Raw genomic sequence first — 18310 nt, 5'->3', positions numbered from 1 at the left:
GTTTTGTAAGTTACTGATTTACAACTATAAAACCACAAAACAATAGCAAGATTGCCAACTTTTTAGGGCACTTTCTTATCCCGAACTGGCGTATACAATCTGCCGACAATAAAACAAAATCTGTTTAGGCTCTAACGAGCGAGATTGGGGATAAACAAATTATCGTGGCCAGTAATTCGCATTTATTTGCTTTATCCAAAAGAAAGAAACCAAAGAAAAACAATTAGGTGCGAAGCAAGCTCCAATCTGCAACACCTACACTCGCACCCATTAAAAACTAAATATCTGTATCTAAACCCCTATATTCCAGTTTTTTTTCGTATTTTTGCAGCTTAATAGCAAAAAAAATATGGCTCGAATAAAATTGTTAGATAAGGTTTTCGAGACCTCCATCACGGAAGCCCAAATTCAAGAACGCGTAAAAGCCGTTGCAGACAGGATAAACAACGACATGGCCGATAAGAATCCGCTACTCTTGGCTGTGCTTAACGGTTCGTTCATGTTCGCTGCCGACCTCATGCGCATGCTCACCATACCCTGCGAAATATCATTTGTAAAACTGGCGTCGTACCAAGGCACCACATCAACGGGTACAATCAAAGAGGTGATTGGCATCAACGAAGACCTAGCTGGACGCACGGTTATCATCGTTGAAGACATCGTTGAGTCGGGATTGACAATCAAACGCATGGTAGAATCTATAGGCACACGTTCGCCCAAGTCGATTCATATCTGCACTTTACTAATGAAGCCCGACAGACTTACCGTTCCGCTCAACGTGGAATATGCAGCCATCGAAATCCCCAACGACTTTATCGTGGGTTATGGGCTAGACTATAACCAGCAAGGACGCAACCTGCGAGACATCTACACCGTGGTGGAAGAGTAAGAAAGGTTCACCCCTTTGCCTCATCGTTGCAAAACAGCGCAATCCCTTGCCCCAGTCTCTGGGGAAAGGAGAAAGACGTGTGGCATAACAAAGGGTGAAAATCCTATCAGAAAATTATTTAATTTCATTATAAACACAACTTAAAAATGAAAAATATCGTTATCTTCGGTGCTCCCGGTTCGGGCAAAGGCACACAAAGCGACAAGATGATCGCCAAATATGGTTTCGAACATATCTCTACTGGCGACGTGCTTCGCAACGAGATTAAGAACGGAACAGAACTGGGAACAACCGCTAAGGAATACATCGACAATGGCCAATTGATACCCGACGAGTTGATGATTGACATCCTCGCTAGCGTGTACGACAAGTTTGGAAAAGAACATAAGGGTGTTATTTTCGACGGATTTCCACGCACCATCCCTCAAGCAGAAGCATTGAAAACCATGCTCGCCGAACGCGGACACAAGGTGGTTGCCATGATTGAACTGGATGTACCCGAAGAAGAACTGATGAAACGCCTGGTGCTTCGCGGACAACAAAGCGGACGCACAGACGACAACGAGGAAACAATTAAAAAACGATTGGGCGTATACCACAGTCAAACGACTCCGCTCATCGAATGGTATAAAAAAGAAAACATTCACAATCACATCGACGGTTTGGGAGAACTCGACCGCATTTTTGCCGACGTGTGCAACGTGATTGATAACATCTAAACTGCTCATGCCCGAATCAAACTTCGTAGACTACGTAAAAATTTACTGCCGCTCGGGTAAGGGCGGAAGGGGGTCTATGCATCTCCGACATGTTAAGTACAACCCTAACGGCGGGCCCGATGGTGGCGACGGCGGACGTGGGGGTAACATCTACCTACGCGGAAACCACAACTATTGGACGCTGTTGCACTTGAAGTTTCAACGACATGTGTTCGCCGAACATGGCGGAAACGGCGGAAGAGACAAATGCCACGGCACTGATGGCAAGGATATGTACATCGATGTGCCCTGCGGTACGGTGGTGTATAATGCCGAAACAGGTAAATATGTCTGCGACGTGATGCACGACGGACAAGTGGTTATGCTACTTAAAGGTGGCAGAGGCGGACTGGGTAACTTCCAATTCCGCACTGCCACCAACCAAACGCCTCGTTATGCGCAGCCTGGCGAGCCAATGGAAGAGATGACCATAATACTCGAACTAAAGCTCCTTGCCGACGTGGGACTGGTGGGTTTCCCCAACGCGGGTAAGTCAACGCTTCTCTCTTCGCTCTCTTCGGCTCGACCCAAAATTGCCAATTATCCTTTCACCACCCTCGAACCATCGCTCGGCATTGTGGCCTATCACGACCATAAGTCGTTTGTTATGGCCGACATCCCTGGTATTATCGAGGGCGCTAGCGAGGGCAAAGGTCTTGGCTTGCGCTTTCTGCGACACATCGAACGCAACTCGTTGCTGCTTTTTATGGTGCCTGGAGATACAGACGACATCAAAAAAGAATACGAAGTGTTGCTCAACGAGCTAAACAACTTTAATCCCGAACTTAACGATAAGCATCGCGTATTGGCTGTTACCAAATGCGACTTGCTTGACGAAGAACTCATAGAGATGCTTCGCGAGACACTACCCACCGACCTCCCTGTGGTGTTTATCTCATCGGTTACAGGACAAGGACTGGCCGAACTGAAGGATATCCTATGGCGAGAACTGAACAGCGAAAGCAACAAACTGCAAAGCATCATGGCCGAAGACAGCCTGGTTCACCGCGATAAAGACATTAGAAGCTTTGCTCAAGAACTGGCTGATGAAGGAGAAGATATCGATGTGGAATACATCGACACCGAGATTGAAGACCTCGACGACTTCGAATACGAGGAGGACGAAGATGCCTAAACTATTGGAATATGAGCTAGGCAACGAGGTTCACGCCTTCAGCACCATGCGTGCTGCTGGCCAAAGTCAAGACGCTTACGCTCATTTCAACATCAATCCCTATTGTGGAGACAATCCCGAACATGTGGCACAGAACGTGAACGCGCTGTGCCACATGCTTGATATTGCACCCAACAACTTGGTGTTGCCACATCAAACCCACGAAACCACAGTGCGACTGGTGGCCAGCGAGTTGCTCTCCATGCCACAAATGGTGCGCCAAATGGTGCTCGAGGGGGTTGATGCACTCATCACCAACGTGCCGGGGGTGTGTATTGGCGTGTCTACAGCCGATTGCATTCCTATTATTCTCTACGATGCCGAACACCGTGCAACAGCTGCTATCCATGCAGGATGGCGCGGAACGGTGAAACGCATCGCACAAAACACCATCGCACAGATGCGCACAGCTTTTGGCACCAACCCACAATCGCTGCGCGCCATCATTGGGCCTGGCATTTCGTTGCACAACTTTGAAGTGGGCAACGAGGTGTACGAGGCCTTTGCCAATGCAGCTTTCCCTATGCAAGAGATTGCGCAACGGCAAGAAAAATGGCATATCAACCTGCCCCTTTGCAACCAAATGCAACTGCAAGAGGCTGGTGTGAAAGCCGAGAACATACATGCAACGGACATCTGTACATACGAGCGCTGCAACGATTTCTTTTCAGCCCGAAGGCTAGGCATCAACTCTGGCCGCATATTTACGGGCGTTACCATCAGCTGAACAGGGCTTAACCATGCATTCGGTTAAGTATGGCATTCGTGCCAACACCTGTTCGTATATAGCATTATACAAATGAAACAACTTACAGCATTTCTTCTCTTTCTGCTTTTCACTGCTGGCAAACCCTCAGATGGTAATTTCACGCCTGCCGAGACACAACAGATAAGCATCGCTACGCCTGGTTTATTTGATAAGAGCAATGTTCTCTTTATCGATCTCAATGCCGTGGGGCATAAAAACTTCTCTTTCCCGCTGCCTGTGGGGAAGTCGAAAGCCATTGGGGGCGATGTATTAGAGATTACAACCAAGAAAGGAGACGCAGTAAAGGCTATGTTTCCAGGACGCGTAAGGCTGGCACGCAAAAATAAGCAGTGGGGAAACGTGATAGTGATACGCCACGATAACGGATTGGAAACGGTGTATGCGCACAACGCTCAAAAGCTAGTGAAGCCCAACCAAACAGTGGAAGCCGGACAAAGCATTGCCATTGTGGGCACGCATAAGGGTAAGGGAAGATTGTCTTTTCTCACCATGGTGAACGGCGGTCGCATCAATCCGCTTACTATCGTAGACGCCAGCAACCATAAATTGCATAAAACGGTGTTGCGACTGGAGAAGAAAGGCGAACGCGTGTTGGTGAGACAAGCCACCGAAAAAGATTTGGAAGAGAAACTTTTAGCCGAAAAGAAGGCTCAGACTGATGAGAAAAAGCTTCGCAAAGAGGAAGAGAAAATCAAGAAGGAGGAGGCTAAACGTGTGAAAGAAGAGGAGAAAGCCTTGGCCGAAGAGAAAAAAGAGAACGAAAAAACCTTGCTTAAAACGCAAAAAACGGGTAAAAGCAGCACAGGCAACCAACTTTCTCTTACCGACTTCTTGCCACGCGAATGGGCTTATCCCTTGCCAGGTAGTCATGTAATTAGTCCTTATGGCGGCAAGCGAAGACACTCGGGTGTAGATATTAAAACACGCGCCAACGACAACATTCTCGCTGCCTTCAGTGGCATTGTAACACGTTCGGGGCCTTATTTTGGTTATGGCAACTGCATCGTTATTCGTCACGACAATGGTTTGGAAACGCTTTACAGCCATCAGTCGCACAACTTGGTGAAGGTGGGGCAGGCTGTTAAGGCTGGCGACATTATCGGGTTGACGGGAAGAACAGGCCGAGCAACCACCGAGCACTTGCATTTCGAAGTATTTTTTAAAGGTCGACGCATCGACCCCGCATTGGTTTTCGACCACAATTCTAAGTCGTTACGCCAACATTCGCTGGTATATTCCAATGGCGTTGTGCGCACCGACAAATCTAAATAACAACACGAGGGCCACAACCCCTCATTAACAAACAATCAACAAACCGCAAAAGAAGATGGACATACAACAGCTTTTCGACCGCTTTTTGGTTCTTTCTGAAAACAAACGCAAGGGCTATACCGAGAGTTTAGGACTTCCTGAGCCCAACGCCACGCAACAATTGGAGTTTGTTGCTGGCTCGCCACTCCCTCCATTACTTGCTTATATATATAATAAGGTGGCGGGTACGCCACGACAATGCAAACGCGAAAACTTCATCGACTTTATTCCGGGTTTTCGTTTAATTCACGTTAACGACTGGCCTGCAGCTTACGAAGCCCTTAAAAAGGTGCATGGCGCCGACTGGTTGCCGCTGTTGCGCGACGATGAGAATGGTTATTACGCCATCAACCGCACCACAGACGAGGTGGCCATCACCTTTCTAGACGAGTTTGCTTTTATTGATGCCGTGAGTCTTAATGCCACCAATTTCTTACAAACGTTAGTTGCCAACTACGAACGCAAGGTGTATTCGGTGGATCGCTTTGGATTGCTCGATTATGACGAACGAAGAGAGGGCGAAGTGGCACGCGAAATTAACCCCGACGTGGATTATTGGATGGAAGAATGATAACTAGCAACTAAAAACGCTAGAATAATGAGATGCCCTATAAACCATAGCAAGCCCAGAAAACCAAGAAAATCCTAATCCCTAACAAGTTCTAAAAACCTTTCGCACATGAAATCAGCCTCGCTCAAAGCAGCCTATTTAAGGCAAGCAGCCGAACTATCCGCACAACTCGCAAGCTTAAAACACAAGAACCGCTATTTTGTGGCAGGCGAAATAGCATCGTTCTTGGCGATGTTAACATTTCTAACTCTCGCCACCACCTTGCACAATGCCACTTGGACATTATGGATAGCCCTCGCTTGCTTAGTAATATACGTGCTAATTAGGCGAATGGATGTGCGAAACGAATCGGCCATCACGGCCATTGGTAAGCTTTGCCAAGCCTACGAAGACGAGGCGCGATTTCTAGAGGGCGATTTCAGTCCCTTCGACGATGGTTCGCACCATGCCGATGCCCATCATCCCTTCGCCCTCGACCTAGATATCTTCGGGCCTTCATCGCTTTTTCATCGACTTAACCGCACCGTTTCATCAGGCGGAAGCAATGCGCTGGCACAGGCTTTAACCGCTTTGCCAGGGGCTACAGCAGAAGCTAAGGAACAAGTAGAAAGCAAACGCGAAGCCATTAACGAACTAGTCGATAAATACACGTGGCGAATGCACTTTATTGCCCAAGGCAAGGGACAAGCAAACAGCATCAACAGCGCCCAACTCACGCAAGCCATGGCCAACGCATCGGCCATAAGCATACCCCGTTTTGCCCTCTCGCCTCTCTCACTGTGCTTAGCCTGCGCATCCATCGTTGGCTTTTGGGTCACTGCCTTGATCGCTATCTTCACCCCTTTGAGCGCCAACATCCCCGTTTGGTGGGCCATCATCAACTTCTTCGCAGCCATGTTGCTATGCTCAAACTCGCTTAGAGCGGTGAGCAAAACGGCCAATCTACTACATACAGAGCTAACAGCTTGCGTGCAATTGATTAGTCTTATCACAGCCGAAGAGCTGCAAGCAGCGCAAAACAAACAGATAAAAACCGAGATGGAAGGGGCTTTACAAGCCTTCAAACAACTAGAACAAATCATTGGAAGTCTTGACCGTCGAAGCAATGTTTTAGGACTAATGTTTGCCAATGCCCTATTTCTTAGCGATTTCTTCCTTGTGCGTAAGTTTCTGAAATGGCAGGATAGCAACCTGCAACACTTTTCGCTTTGGGTAGAAAATCTTAGTGCCATGGACGCCCTTGTGTCGTTGGCCACTTTCAAATACAACCACCCCGAGGCCGTTGAACCACAAATTGAAGACACACCTCACATCCTTTATCGTGCCTCCAACCTGCGCCACCCCTTCTTAAGTACCAAAGCAGTGGGCAACAACCTGCACATCGAGCAAGGCCAATACCACATTGTTACAGGTGCTAACATGGCAGGCAAGAGCACATTCTTAAGATGTGTGGGAGTTAACTATGTACTGGCCATGGTGGGTTTGCCCGTTTTCGCCAACGAGATGCGTGTCTCTTGCTTTTGGCTTTTCAGCAGCATGCGCACCACCGACGATCTTACTCACGGCATTTCGTACTTCAATGCCGAACTTATTCGACTAGAACAGCTTATCAACTATTGTCACAACAACCCCAATACCTTTATTATTCTCGATGAGATATTGAAGGGAACAAACTCTCTCGACAAGCTTAATGGTTCGCGATTGTTTCTGCAAACCATGGCGAAGCTACCTGCCAGTGGCATAGTGGCCACCCACGACCTTGAACTTTCTAAGTTGGAAGACGAAGCGCCAACACGTTTTGCCAACTATTGCTTTGAAATAGAATTGGGTAACGACGTAACTTACTCCTATCGCATCACGCCAGGCGTGGCCAAAAACCAGAATGCCACGTTCTTATTAAAGAAAATTCTAAACCACTAAGGCGTATTAGCTGGTTTAAACATGGCTCGAAAGCTTTTACAAGGCACAACTAAGGTCTAATAACGTTGGCGTATAGCCCGTAAAATCCGATCTATACGACTTAAGTTTACAACAGAAAACCCAAAAGCGATGGCAAAGTTAAATGCCCTAAACTCCAAACCAAACGTCTGGAAGAAAGGAGACTTATGAATAGAAAGCAAAAAGCAGCACACCCTTCGCTACGAAGCAAAAGCTAAAAGCATCAGCATAGAGGCTAAACAGCGTCTTTAACCCCGCAAAGCATTGTCGACAGCCATCCAATAAGACACTATTTGTAAAATATTTTAGTCTCAAAAACTACCTGAGAGGCTCTGTTTGTCAGTACTACCAAGCATAATGCGCATTGCCCTCATTAAGGCAATAAAAGCAAAGGTTTCGCTTTTTAAACATAAGAACACAACTAGTCGCGATTTTGCAAAACATCAATAAGAAATCTAAAAATTCCTAATTTGGTGTTTCTAATTCTAAAAAATACACTAACTTTGCGTTGTAAGCAACTAGAAACCGCCTTGACATGAAAAAAATTGTTACGTTATTAGTGTTAATTTGCCTTGTCGCCATCGGCGTTAAGGCGCAAAACACGCAGGTTATATGTGGCGACGAGCGCACAGAAGCCTATCTACCCGAACTGAAAAAGCTTCGGGTGGCACTTTTTGCTAACCACACTGCTGTGGTAAATGGCAAGCATATTCTCGACCTTCTGATTGAGAATAAAGTGAACGTGGTGGGCGTTTTCGGTCCTGAACACGGATTTAGAGGTAGGGCCGATGCTGGTGAACATGTACAAAACGATGTTGACAAGAAAACGGGTGTGCGCATTTTTTCGCTCTACAATGGCAAAGATGGCAAGCCCAATACCGATGTTTTGAAGAAGACGGATGTGCTTGTGGTAGACATTCAAGACGTGGGACTGCGCTTCTACACCTATTATATATCCATGCTCCAGTTGATGAACGCATGCGTTAAGACCAAAACCAGGATGTTGATATTAGACCGTCCCAACCCTAACGGTAGCTACGTAGACGGTCCGCTGCTCGACATGAAACACAAATCGGGTGTTGGTGCGTTGCCCATACCCGTGGTTCACGGTCTCACTTTGGGCGAGATGGCTGGCATGATTAATGGAGAAGGCTGGCTAGATGGCGGCGCAAAATGCCGTTTGAGCGTCGTTACCTGCAACAACTACACCCATTCCACCCTTTGGGAACTACCCATTGCTCCGTCTCCTAACCTGCCTAACATGCAGTCGATATATCTCTATCCCGCTATTTGCCTGTTCGAAGGCACCGATGTAAGCCTAGGTCGTGGCACCGATTTGCCCTTTCAGCAATACGGACACCCGAAGATGGTGGGCTATGCGCACAGTTTCACACCGCGAAGTGTTGATGGAGCGAAGAACCCGCCACAGCTTAACCAGCGTTGTTATGGTGTAGACTTGAGCAAAATGCCCCATGATGAGATTATCAAACGTGGCTTCGATCTCTCGTATATCATCAATGCCTATCGCAATCTCAACATAGGCGAACGCTTCTTTACGCCATTCTTCACCAAGCTGGTGGGCGTAGACTATGTGCAAAAGATGATTATCGAGGGGCGTTCTAACGAGGAAATTCGCGCCGTGTGGCAACCCGAACTGGAGAAATTTAAAGAGAGTAGGAAGAAATACCTTCTATATAAGGAGTAAATATTAGAAGATGGTCAGGTGCACACCCTCGCTTCAAGTCGAGAAGAGCATATTAGGCAAAGTGTATTTATGCCTCTCTTAAGCTCGGCTCGCCTTTAACCGAAGCTATACAGCCAGTGCCTTGAGTCCTTCTTACGTGGTGACAAAGCTAGTCCAACAGCATCATCTCAAGCTTTAAGAAACAAGATATCAATAAACAATAGCCCTAAATGGAGGGCAAAAGATTTAAAACAAAAACCAACTCAGTTCTCATAGCAAGCCGAAAGGCACACCGCCACCCCTCTCACAACCGAGAGAGGGGTTGGTGGTGAGAAACAACAACTCCTTAAAGAGGCAGCAGAGAGCTGACTATTAATTAAACCAACATGACCCCATTAGCAATTCTCGCCACCGTTATGGCCTACTTCGTTGTGCTGTTCCTTGTATCGGCTCTTGCCCGACGCAATGTGGACAATGCCGCTTTCTTCACAGGCAGTCGCCAAAGTAAGTGGTACATGGTGGCCTTTGCCATGATTGGGGCCAGCATCTCGGGCGTAACCTATGTGTCGGTGCCGGGAATGGTGGCGCAAAGTGGCTTTGGCTATCTACAATTGGTGCTCGGATTTATTGCCGGACAGCTTATTGTGGCCTTTGTTCTCACACCCCTATTCTATCGTTTGCAGCTCACATCGGTTTACGAATACCTGCGCAATCGTTTTGGACAACAAGCCTATCACACTGGTGCATGGTTCTTTTTCATCTCTAAGATGTTAGGTGCAGCCGTTCGTTTGTTCTTGGTTTGCTTCACCTTGCAGCTTTTGGCCTTCGGTCCGCTGGGCATTCCATTCTGGATAAACGTAGCCTTGTCGGTGGGATGCGTGTGGTTTTACACGCACAAAGGCGGTGTTAAATCGGTTATCTGGGCCGATCTCATCAAGACAACCTGCCTCATCGTATCGGTAGCTTTGTGCATCTGGTTCATTGCAAGCGACCTTCAGCTGTCTTTTGGAGGCGTAATCAGCCATATCAAAGAAAGCGACATGAGCCGTATGTTCTTCTTCGACGATGTAAACAACAAGCAATACTTCTTCAAACAGTTCTTTGCAGGAATCTTTACCACCATTGCGATGACTGGTTTAGACCAAGATATGATGCAACGCAACTTGAGTTGTCGCAACAGTCGCGAGTCGCAAAAGAACATGGTGATAAGCATTTTGTTGCAATTTGTTGTTGTTGCCGCCTTCCTTATGTTGGGAGTGCTGCTCTATGAAGAGGCAGCGCGCCATGGCTTAGAGGCAACGGGCGACAAATTGTTCCCCACAATCGCCACCGGCACATTGCTTCCGGGCATCGTGGGTATATTGTTCATTGTGGGTTTATCGGCTTCGGCCTACAATGCAGCTGGTTCCGCGCTCACCGCGCTCACCACTTCGTTCACTGTAGACATATTGGGAGCGGGCCAACGCAGCGAAGAAGAAGTAACAAAGATGCGTAAACGCGTGCATTTGGGCATGGCAGTGGTGATGGGATTGTCTATTATCGTGTTTAACATGCTGAACAACACCAGTGTGGTAGACGCCGTTTACACCCTGGCCAGCTACACTTACGGTCCTATTCTTGGTCTTTTTGCCTTTGGCATACTGATAAAGAAACCCGTGCGCGACCGCTGGATACCCATCGTGGCCTTAGCTTCGCCCTTGCTATGCTGGGTGATGGACCGCCATTCAGAGGCGTGGTTCAACGGCTATCACTTTAGTTACGAATTGCTCATACTCAATGCTCTGTTCACCTTTGCAGGTCTTTGCCTGCTTATCAAACGCGGCGAAAAACCCCAAAACGTATAAAACAAATGGCTAGACGCAACATCATCATAGCAGCAATGTGCCTCACTGCACTTGCCACAAGGGCTCAACAGGCAGCACCAACCACCTTCGCACCTCGTTGCGAACAACCACTGATAACCAACTTGTCGGCTCCAACTACACCCACACAAGGACTTGCGGGCAGACATATTGCCCTTTGGCACAGCCACGGCAGATATTACGAACGCACACAAGACCGCTGGGAGTGGCAACGCGCACGACTATTGCAAACCGTGGAAGACCTTTACACCATGAGTTACGTGCTACCCTACCTCACACCCATGCTCGAAAACGCAGGCGCAAACGTTATCTTGCCACGCGAACGCGACTGGAACACCAACGAGGTGGTGGTGGATAACGATGCCAACACCCAATACAGCAAAGCCATTTACAAAGAACACAATGGCCAACAAACATGGCAACAGGGCCAAGGAGCAGGCTTTGCCCATCGACAAAAGGTGTACATGGCCTTTCAAAATCCCTTTGGAGATGGCACGTTTCGCAGTGTGCAATCTATAAAAAAAGGACAAGAAAGCACAGCCGAATGGACACCCAATGTGCCCAAAACAGGCGAATATGCCGTCTATGTATCGTATAAAACAGTGCCAGGAAGCACCACAACTGCTCATTACACTGTGTACCATCAAGGCGGAGAAAGCCATTTCTGCGTAAACCAACAGATGGGTGGCGGCACTTGGATTTACCTTGGCAAGTTTGTTTTCAACGAAAAGGCTGGCCAACAACATCGTGTTACGCTAACCAACAACACAGGAAAGGTGGGCGAAATTGTAACGGCCGATGGCGTAAAGTTTGGCGGTGGTATGGGAAACATCGGTAGACCCGACGTGAGTGGCTATCCCCGCTTCACCGAAGCAGCACGCTATTGGATGCAATGGGCTGGCGTACCAGACAGCGTTTACTCGGAATCGAAGGGCCAAAACGATTACACCGACGATTATAAAAGTCGTGGTATGTGGGTGAATTGGCTAGCAGGCGGGTCGGATAGTTATCCCAGTGGGCAGGGTTTAAACGTGCCCATCGACCTTTCATTCGCCTTTCATAGCGATGCCGGCACCACTAAAGACAATCGCACCATCGGCACTTTGGGCATCTATTACACCCAATCTTACGACAGCGTGTTTGCCAATGGCGCATCAAGATACCTCTGCAAAGACCTCACAGAGAGTGTGCAAAACAGCATACTTAACGATATTCGCGCACTGCACGAACCGCAATGGAACAGCCGAGGCAGCAGAGACGCCTCTTACTTCGAAGCGCGCACACCACGAGTTCCGGCAATGTTGCTCGAATTGCTGTCGCATCAAAACTTTGCCGACATGCGTTACGGACTCGACCCACGTTTTCGTTTCACCGTTAGCAGGGCCATTTACAAGGGTATATTGCGCTTTATCTGTGCACAAAGAGGCATCACACCCGTGGTTGCACCCTTGCCTGTCGACCATTTTGCGGCTTCGCTTAAGGGCAGAGACCAAGTGGAATTAACCTGGAACGCAGTGCCCGACACTCTCGAACCATCGGCAATGCCCGACCGATATATTGTTTATACTCGTCTGGGTAACGGTGCATTCGACAATGGTAAGGTGGTAAAACGCAACCGCTATGTGGCTCGTATTCCCGCCGATGTGGTGTGTAGCTTCCGTGTAGAGGCTGTAAACAAGGGTGGAAAGAGTTTTCCTTCGGAAACAATGGCCGTGGCTAGATGCTCGGCTAGCATGGACAAGAAGGCACTGGTGGTGAATGGGTTCGACCGTATTTGTGCGCCAGCCGACTTCGTTGCGCCTGCTCCTGCCGACACCTTATATGCGGGTTTTCTTGATAACATCGACCATGGTGTGCCTTATGTGCAAGATATTAGCTACATAGGAAGCCAAAAAGAGTTTAACCGAACCTTGCCTTGGCTTGACGATGACTCGGGCGGATTTGGCGACAGCTATGGTAACGAAGAGACTAAGGTTATCGCGGGTAACACTTTCGACTATCCTGCCTTGCACGGCGAAGCCATCTTAAAGGCAGGATTGAGCTTTGAATCGTGCGCCAACGAATGTCTTGACAAGGCTAAAGACGATTATGCCTTCATTGATTACATTCTGGGTAAGCAATGCCAAACCAAGATGGGTCGCGGAGATGTACACCCACTGATGTTTAAAACCTTCGACTCGAAGGTGCAAAACGCACTTGCCCAATATGCCCAACGGGGCGTTCACCTCTTTGTTTCGGGTGCTTACGTAGCTAGCGACCTATGGTGCAACCCCTTAACAAAGTCGTTGGAAAGCGACCAACGTTTTGCAACCGAGGTGCTCAAATACAAATGGCGCAACTCGCGTGCTGCACTTACTGGCAACGTTCGCATGGTGCGTTCGCCTCTACAACTGGGTGTGGGCGAGATGAATTACGCCAATGCACTAAACGCTGAACAATATATAGTGGAGTCGCCTGATGCCATCGAGCCGGCCGATTCAACTGGATTTACCGTGATGCGCTATCCCGAAAACAACCTCAGTGCAGCCATTGCCTCGCAAGGTAGCTACAAAACATTTGTGATGGGATTTCCTTTCGAGAGCATAACGCAGGCATTTAGTCGCGAGAAACTGATGAAAACCATCATCGACTTCTTTATGCGACAACCTCACGACGAGGTGAAAATCAGCCAAACTCAAAGCTCGAACAAGGCCCGACACATCACTTCGTTTACTGGAGAAGTGAAAAAGTGAAAAGAAGAAAAAGGTGAAAAAGGGAAAAAACCGTGAAAAGGGAGAAGGAGAAAAAGAGGGAAAGGCCTGAAAAAGGGAAAAGGGGAAAAGTGGAAAAGTGAAAAGGTGACTAACATCACATCTGTATTTGGTTAAACTCCAAACTCTGTAACTCCTTAACGTCACAACTCCTTAACTCCTTAGAACCAAAACTCCTTCACTACTTAGCTTCACCCTCACTTAACTCCACCATTCCGTAACTCCGTAACTCCACAATAGAACTCATAAACTCATAAACTCATAACGATATGAAGAAAATAACTTGTTTCGTACCTTATATCGACGAGGCCCAAGCTGGCAAAACGCTTACGGCCTTGCGCCAATCGCAGTTGGTAGATAAGGTGGTTTGCCTAGAGCAACCCGTGTTTAAGTCGGAAACCATTCGCAAAATAGCAGCCGAAACCAATACCGACTATGCACTAGTTTACACCAAAACCACCACGCTAGAACTGGGTTATCTGGCCTTAGAACGCCTTTTGCAGATTGCACAAGACACTGAAGCTGGTATGGTTTATGCCGACCACTTCCAGGTGAAAGGCGACGAGCAGGTTAAAGCACCCGTTATCGACTACCAAAAGGGTTCGTTGAGAGATGATTTCGACTTTGGTTCGGTGCTCTTCTTCAATGCCAAAGCGCTGAAAGAAAGTGTTAGCCGCATGACCGAAAGCTATCTGCACGCCGGACTTTACGACCTACGTTTGAAGCTTAGTCAACTCTATGCATTGGTGCACGCCAACGAATACTTGTACAGCGAAGTGGAAGAAGACAACAGAAAGAGTGGCGAAAAGCAGTTCGACTATGTTGACCCACGCAACCGCGACCGACAAATTGAGATGGAAAAGGCTTGCACACAACACCTCAAAGAGATTGGTGGCTACCTTGAACCCAACTTCAAGGATATCGATTTCAACCAAGGCGACTTCGAAGTTGAGGCTTCGGTGATTATCCCCGTGCGCAACAGAGCGGCTACAATCAGTGCTGCCATCGAGTCGGTGCTGAAACAACAAACCTCGTTTAAGTTTAATATCATCATCATTGACAATCATAGCACCGACGGAACCACCGAAGCCATCGATGCATTCAAGGCCGACGAACGCGTGGTACACCTCGTTCCCGAGCGCAACGACCTTGGTATTGGCGGCTGCTGGAACTATGGTGTAAACGATGCACGTTGTGGAAAGTTCGCCGTTCAACTCGATAGCGACGACCTTTATAAAGACGAACACACGCTGCAAACCATCGTTAACGCCTTCTACGAACAAAAATGCGCCATGGTGATTGGCTCGTATATGATGACCGACTTCGACCTTAACGAACTTCCACCAGGCGTAATCGACCACAAGGAATGGACACCCGACAACGGTCGTAACAATGCTTTGCGCATTAACGGACTGGGTGCGCCCCGCGCTTTCTACACACCCGTGCTGCGCGCCATTGGATTACCCAACACCAGCTATGGCGAAGACTACGCCATGGGCCTGAACATCTCGCGCCAATATCAAATTGGTCGTATCTACGATGTGCTCTATCTCTGTCGCCGTTGGGGTGGAAACTCGGATGCAGCATTGAGCATCGAGAAGGTAAACGCCAACAACCTGTACAAAGACAGAATAAGAACTTGGGAGTTGGAAGCACGTATTGCAGCCAACAAACAAGCCTAAAACGATTATAATAGGTACTAAGATAAAAAGAATGACAGGAAAAGAGCCTTGCGCTAATCCGCCTGCCGTCTTGCGAAAGAGGGCAGGACGGATGGCAAGGTAAAACCTTTCAGACACAAAACTAAGTGCACTAGCACTAACAACAATCACAAACATGCGCCAAAAACAAGGCCGGCGCTAGCGGAAACAATAGTGAGCAATGCTTCGAAAGCCACACAAAAAAAGCAACAAAAGGCTGCCACACGAAGCAATGCCAATAATAAACGATGAAGCGAAAGCAACATCACGAAGCAATATCAGCAAAATGAAGAATGTAATAAAGAACGCTAATCCATGGCTATGGATACCCACGCTCTACTTTGCAGAGGGTATCCCCTACTTCATTGTGAACAACATCTCGGTGATTTTATTCACCCGCATGGGTGTTCCCAATGGCGAAATGGCCCTCTTTACCAGTCTTATTTACTTCCCTTGGGTTATTAAACCTCTGTGGAGCCCCTTTGTCGACATCCTTCGCACCAAGCGTTGGTGGATTATAATGATGCAGATTGTGATGAGCATTGCCTTCATCCTGCTCACATTCTCCATCCCCCACCCTTCTCCCGAAGTGATTTCGGCCACGGCAACGCCCGTTAGTCTGTTCTCGTTCACGCTAATTCTCTTCGTGATAACAGCCTTTGCCTCGGCCACACACGACATTGCAGCCGATGGCTTTTACATGCTTGCCCTCAATCAGCAACAACAATCGTTCTTTGTGGGCATCCGAAGCACCTTCTATCGCCTTTCTTCTATCTTCGGACAAGGCGTGTTGGTTTACGTAGCAGGCGTGCTAGAAACCCGAACTGGCAACATTCCATGGGCCTGGACCATTACCATGGCCATCACGGCCGTGATGTTTAGCGGCATAACCATTTATCACACATTCTTTGTTCCACGAGCAAAAGCCGATGCTGAAAAAGAAACCGAGAAACTTGTAAGCAACGAAACGAAGAAGAAAACCACCACCGAAGAGATTGTTAACGAATTTGCACGTACTTTCAATCTTTACTTTAAAAAACCTGGGGTGCTGCTCGCCATCGTCTTTATGCTGCTCTATCGCTTGCCCGAAGCCTTCTTGCTCAAGATGGTTAATCCCTTCTTGCTCGACACTCGAGCAAAAGGCGGACTGGAATTAAGCACCGAGAACGTAGGTTTTGTTTACGGCACCATCGGCGTTATCTTCCTTACCGTGGGTGGCATCATCGGCGGTATGGCTGCTTCGCGCTGGGGATTGAAAAAAAGTCTCTGGCCAATGGCTGCCTGCATGACTCTGCCTTGCTTCACCTTTGTGTATCTAAGTATGGCCATGCCAAGCAACTTGGTGGTGATTAGTGTGTGCGTGGCCATCGAACAATTTGGCTATGGCTTCGGCTTTACGGCCTATATGCTCTACATGATGTATTTTGCCGAAGGCGAATTTAAAACCGCTCACTATGCCATTTGCACCGCGTTCATGGCGGCTAGCATGATGATTCCAGGCATGGTGGCTGGATATTTACAAGAGCTTTTGGGCTACGAACACTTCTTCTGGATGGTCATTGCCTGCTGCATTGCCACCGTTGGCGTTACGTTTACAATTAAAGTAGACCCCGAATACGGACGTAAACGAATTTCTAAAGATGAAAAATAATTTCCTCATAGGGCTTGCCCTAACTCTCTTTGCACTTCTTACGCCCTCTTCTTTGTGGGCTAAGAAAACTGTGCTCACGGGTATCGACGTGCTTACACAGCAACAATTTAAATGCTTGCAGGGCAAACGCGTGGGCCTTATTACCAACCCCACGGGTGTGAACGCTCAACTAGTATCTACCGTCGACGTGCTAAAAGCGGCCCCTGGCGTGAACCTCGTGGCACTATATGGTCCCGAACACGGCGTGCGTGGCGACATCCACGCTGGCGATAAGGTGGAAACGGCACGCGATGCAAAGACGGGATTGCCCGTGTTTTCGCTCTATGGGAAAACCCGAAAGCCAACACCTGAGATGCTAAAAGACGTTGATGTGCTGGTTTACGACATTCAAGACATCGGTTGCCGCTCGTTTACTTTCATTAGTACGATGGGCTTGGCCATGGAGGCTGCCGCCGAAAACAATAAAGAATTTGTGGTTTTAGACCGTCCCAACCCTTTGGGCGGGCTGAAAATAGAGGGCAACATCACCGATGATGATTGCATCTCGTTCGTCAGTCAGTTTAAAATTCCTTATATATACGGACTAACTTGCGGCGAACTAGCACGCATGCTCAACGATGAGGGTATGCTCACCGGGGGCGTTAAGTGCAAGCTCACCGTGGTGAAGATGAAAAACTGGAAACGCTCAATGGGCTATGCCGACACCGGTCTGCAATGGATTGCCTCGTCGCCACATATTCCCCAAGCTGTAACCGCTTACTACTACCCCACCAGTGGCATTCTGGGCGAACTGGGTTATCTATCTATTGGCGTGGGCTACACCATCCCTTTCCAAATGTTTGCAGCGCCTTGGATAGATGCCGTGCAACTTGCTGATGCCATGAACGCCCACAAAATGCCTGGCGTGACGTTCCGCCCCATCTTCCTTAAGCCCTTCTATAGCGTGGGCAAAGGCGAACTGTTGCAAGGCGTGCAAATACACATCACCAACTTTCAAAGCGTGGAACTAACACCTATGCAGTTTGTATTCATGGAAGAGGTGGCCCGACTATATCCCCAACATGCTGTTCTGCAACATGCCGACACCAAACGATTCGACATGTTCGACAAGGTTTCTGGCTCTAAACAGGTGCGCACTAAGATGGCGTTAAACAACCGCTGGGCCGACGTTAAACCCTTCTGGGATAAGGACGTGGCACAATTTCGCGCACGCTCTAAAAAATATTATCTCTATAAATAATCCCCCAATACCC

At 48.1% G+C, this 18310-nt stretch carries 13 protein-coding genes; all 13 read left to right on the top strand.

What is annotated here, in order from left to right; genetic code table 11:
• The first annotated feature begins 349 nt into the window (after nucleotides 1-349).
• The 13 genes from hpt (at nucleotide 350) to QME03_RS10815 (ending at nucleotide 18297) form a co-directional block, all read left to right on the top strand.
• Complete coding sequence (gene hpt, locus QME03_RS10875) at nucleotides 350-889, top strand: hypoxanthine phosphoribosyltransferase (RefSeq protein WP_025815700.1); 540 nt, start codon at nucleotides 350-352, stop codon at nucleotides 887-889.
• A gap of 146 nt (nucleotides 890-1035) precedes the next feature.
• Entirely contained in the window at nucleotides 1036-1608 is a 573-nt protein-coding gene (locus tag QME03_RS10870; RefSeq protein ID WP_273112709.1) for an adenylate kinase, read from the top strand.
• Nucleotides 1609-1615: 7 nt separating this feature from the next.
• Nucleotides 1616-2782: a GTPase ObgE gene (gene obgE / locus QME03_RS10865; RefSeq protein ID WP_281724369.1), complete on the top strand. Its 1167-nt coding sequence runs from the start codon at nucleotides 1616-1618 to the stop codon at nucleotides 2780-2782.
• The gene (gene pgeF, locus QME03_RS10860) at nucleotides 2775-3548 is read left to right on the top strand and encodes a peptidoglycan editing factor PgeF (protein WP_281724368.1); all 774 of its coding nucleotides are present in this window, start codon (nucleotides 2775-2777) and stop codon (nucleotides 3546-3548) included. Before obgE ends, pgeF begins: the two co-directional genes overlap by 8 nt.
• A 72-nt stretch (nucleotides 3549-3620) precedes the next feature.
• Nucleotides 3621-4862 (top strand): M23 family metallopeptidase, encoded by a 1242-nt coding sequence (locus QME03_RS10855; protein WP_281724367.1) that lies wholly within the window; start codon nucleotides 3621-3623, stop codon nucleotides 4860-4862.
• Between the two features lie 55 nt (nucleotides 4863-4917).
• On the top strand, nucleotides 4918-5472 hold the full coding sequence (locus QME03_RS10850; RefSeq protein WP_273112700.1) for a hypothetical protein: 555 nt from the start codon (nucleotides 4918-4920) through the stop codon (nucleotides 5470-5472).
• Nucleotides 5473-5580: 108 nt separating this feature from the next.
• A complete protein-coding gene (locus QME03_RS10845; RefSeq protein ID WP_281724366.1) occupies nucleotides 5581-7392 on the top strand; it encodes a MutS-related protein in 1812 nt (603 codons plus the stop codon).
• Nucleotides 7393-7945: 553 nt separating this feature from the next.
• Nucleotides 7946-9115 carry an exo-beta-N-acetylmuramidase NamZ family protein gene (locus QME03_RS10840; protein WP_281724365.1) on the top strand — a complete coding sequence of 390 codons (1170 nt, stop codon included), beginning with the start codon at nucleotides 7946-7948 and terminating at the stop codon, nucleotides 9113-9115.
• A gap of 365 nt (nucleotides 9116-9480) precedes the next feature.
• Complete coding sequence (locus tag QME03_RS10835; protein WP_281724364.1) at nucleotides 9481-10938, top strand: sodium:solute symporter; 1458 nt, start codon at nucleotides 9481-9483, stop codon at nucleotides 10936-10938.
• A 5-nt stretch (nucleotides 10939-10943) separates the two neighbouring features.
• A complete protein-coding gene (locus tag QME03_RS10830; protein WP_410521772.1) occupies nucleotides 10944-13688 on the top strand; it encodes a golvesin C-terminal-like domain-containing protein in 2745 nt (914 codons plus the stop codon).
• Between the two features lie 287 nt (nucleotides 13689-13975).
• Nucleotides 13976-15388, top strand: coding sequence for a glycosyltransferase family 2 protein (locus QME03_RS10825; protein WP_281724363.1), 1413 nt, complete (start codon nucleotides 13976-13978; stop codon nucleotides 15386-15388).
• Nucleotides 15389-15692: 304 nt separating this feature from the next.
• Nucleotides 15693-17057, top strand: coding sequence for an MFS transporter (locus QME03_RS10820; protein WP_281724362.1), 1365 nt, complete (start codon nucleotides 15693-15695; stop codon nucleotides 17055-17057).
• Nucleotides 17047-18297, top strand: a complete 1251-nt coding sequence (locus tag QME03_RS10815) for an exo-beta-N-acetylmuramidase NamZ family protein (protein WP_025815691.1) — start codon at nucleotides 17047-17049, stop codon at nucleotides 18295-18297. Before QME03_RS10820 ends, QME03_RS10815 begins: the two co-directional genes overlap by 11 nt.
• Nucleotides 18298-18310 lie beyond the last annotated feature (13 nt).

The sequence above is a fragment of the Hoylesella shahii genome, assembly GCF_937990675.1.
Taxonomy (GTDB): Bacteria; Bacteroidota; Bacteroidia; order Bacteroidales; family Bacteroidaceae; genus Prevotella; species Prevotella shahii.
The sequence above is the reverse complement of the archived record's forward strand: the minus strand, read 5'-3'. Positions and strand labels throughout refer to the sequence as shown.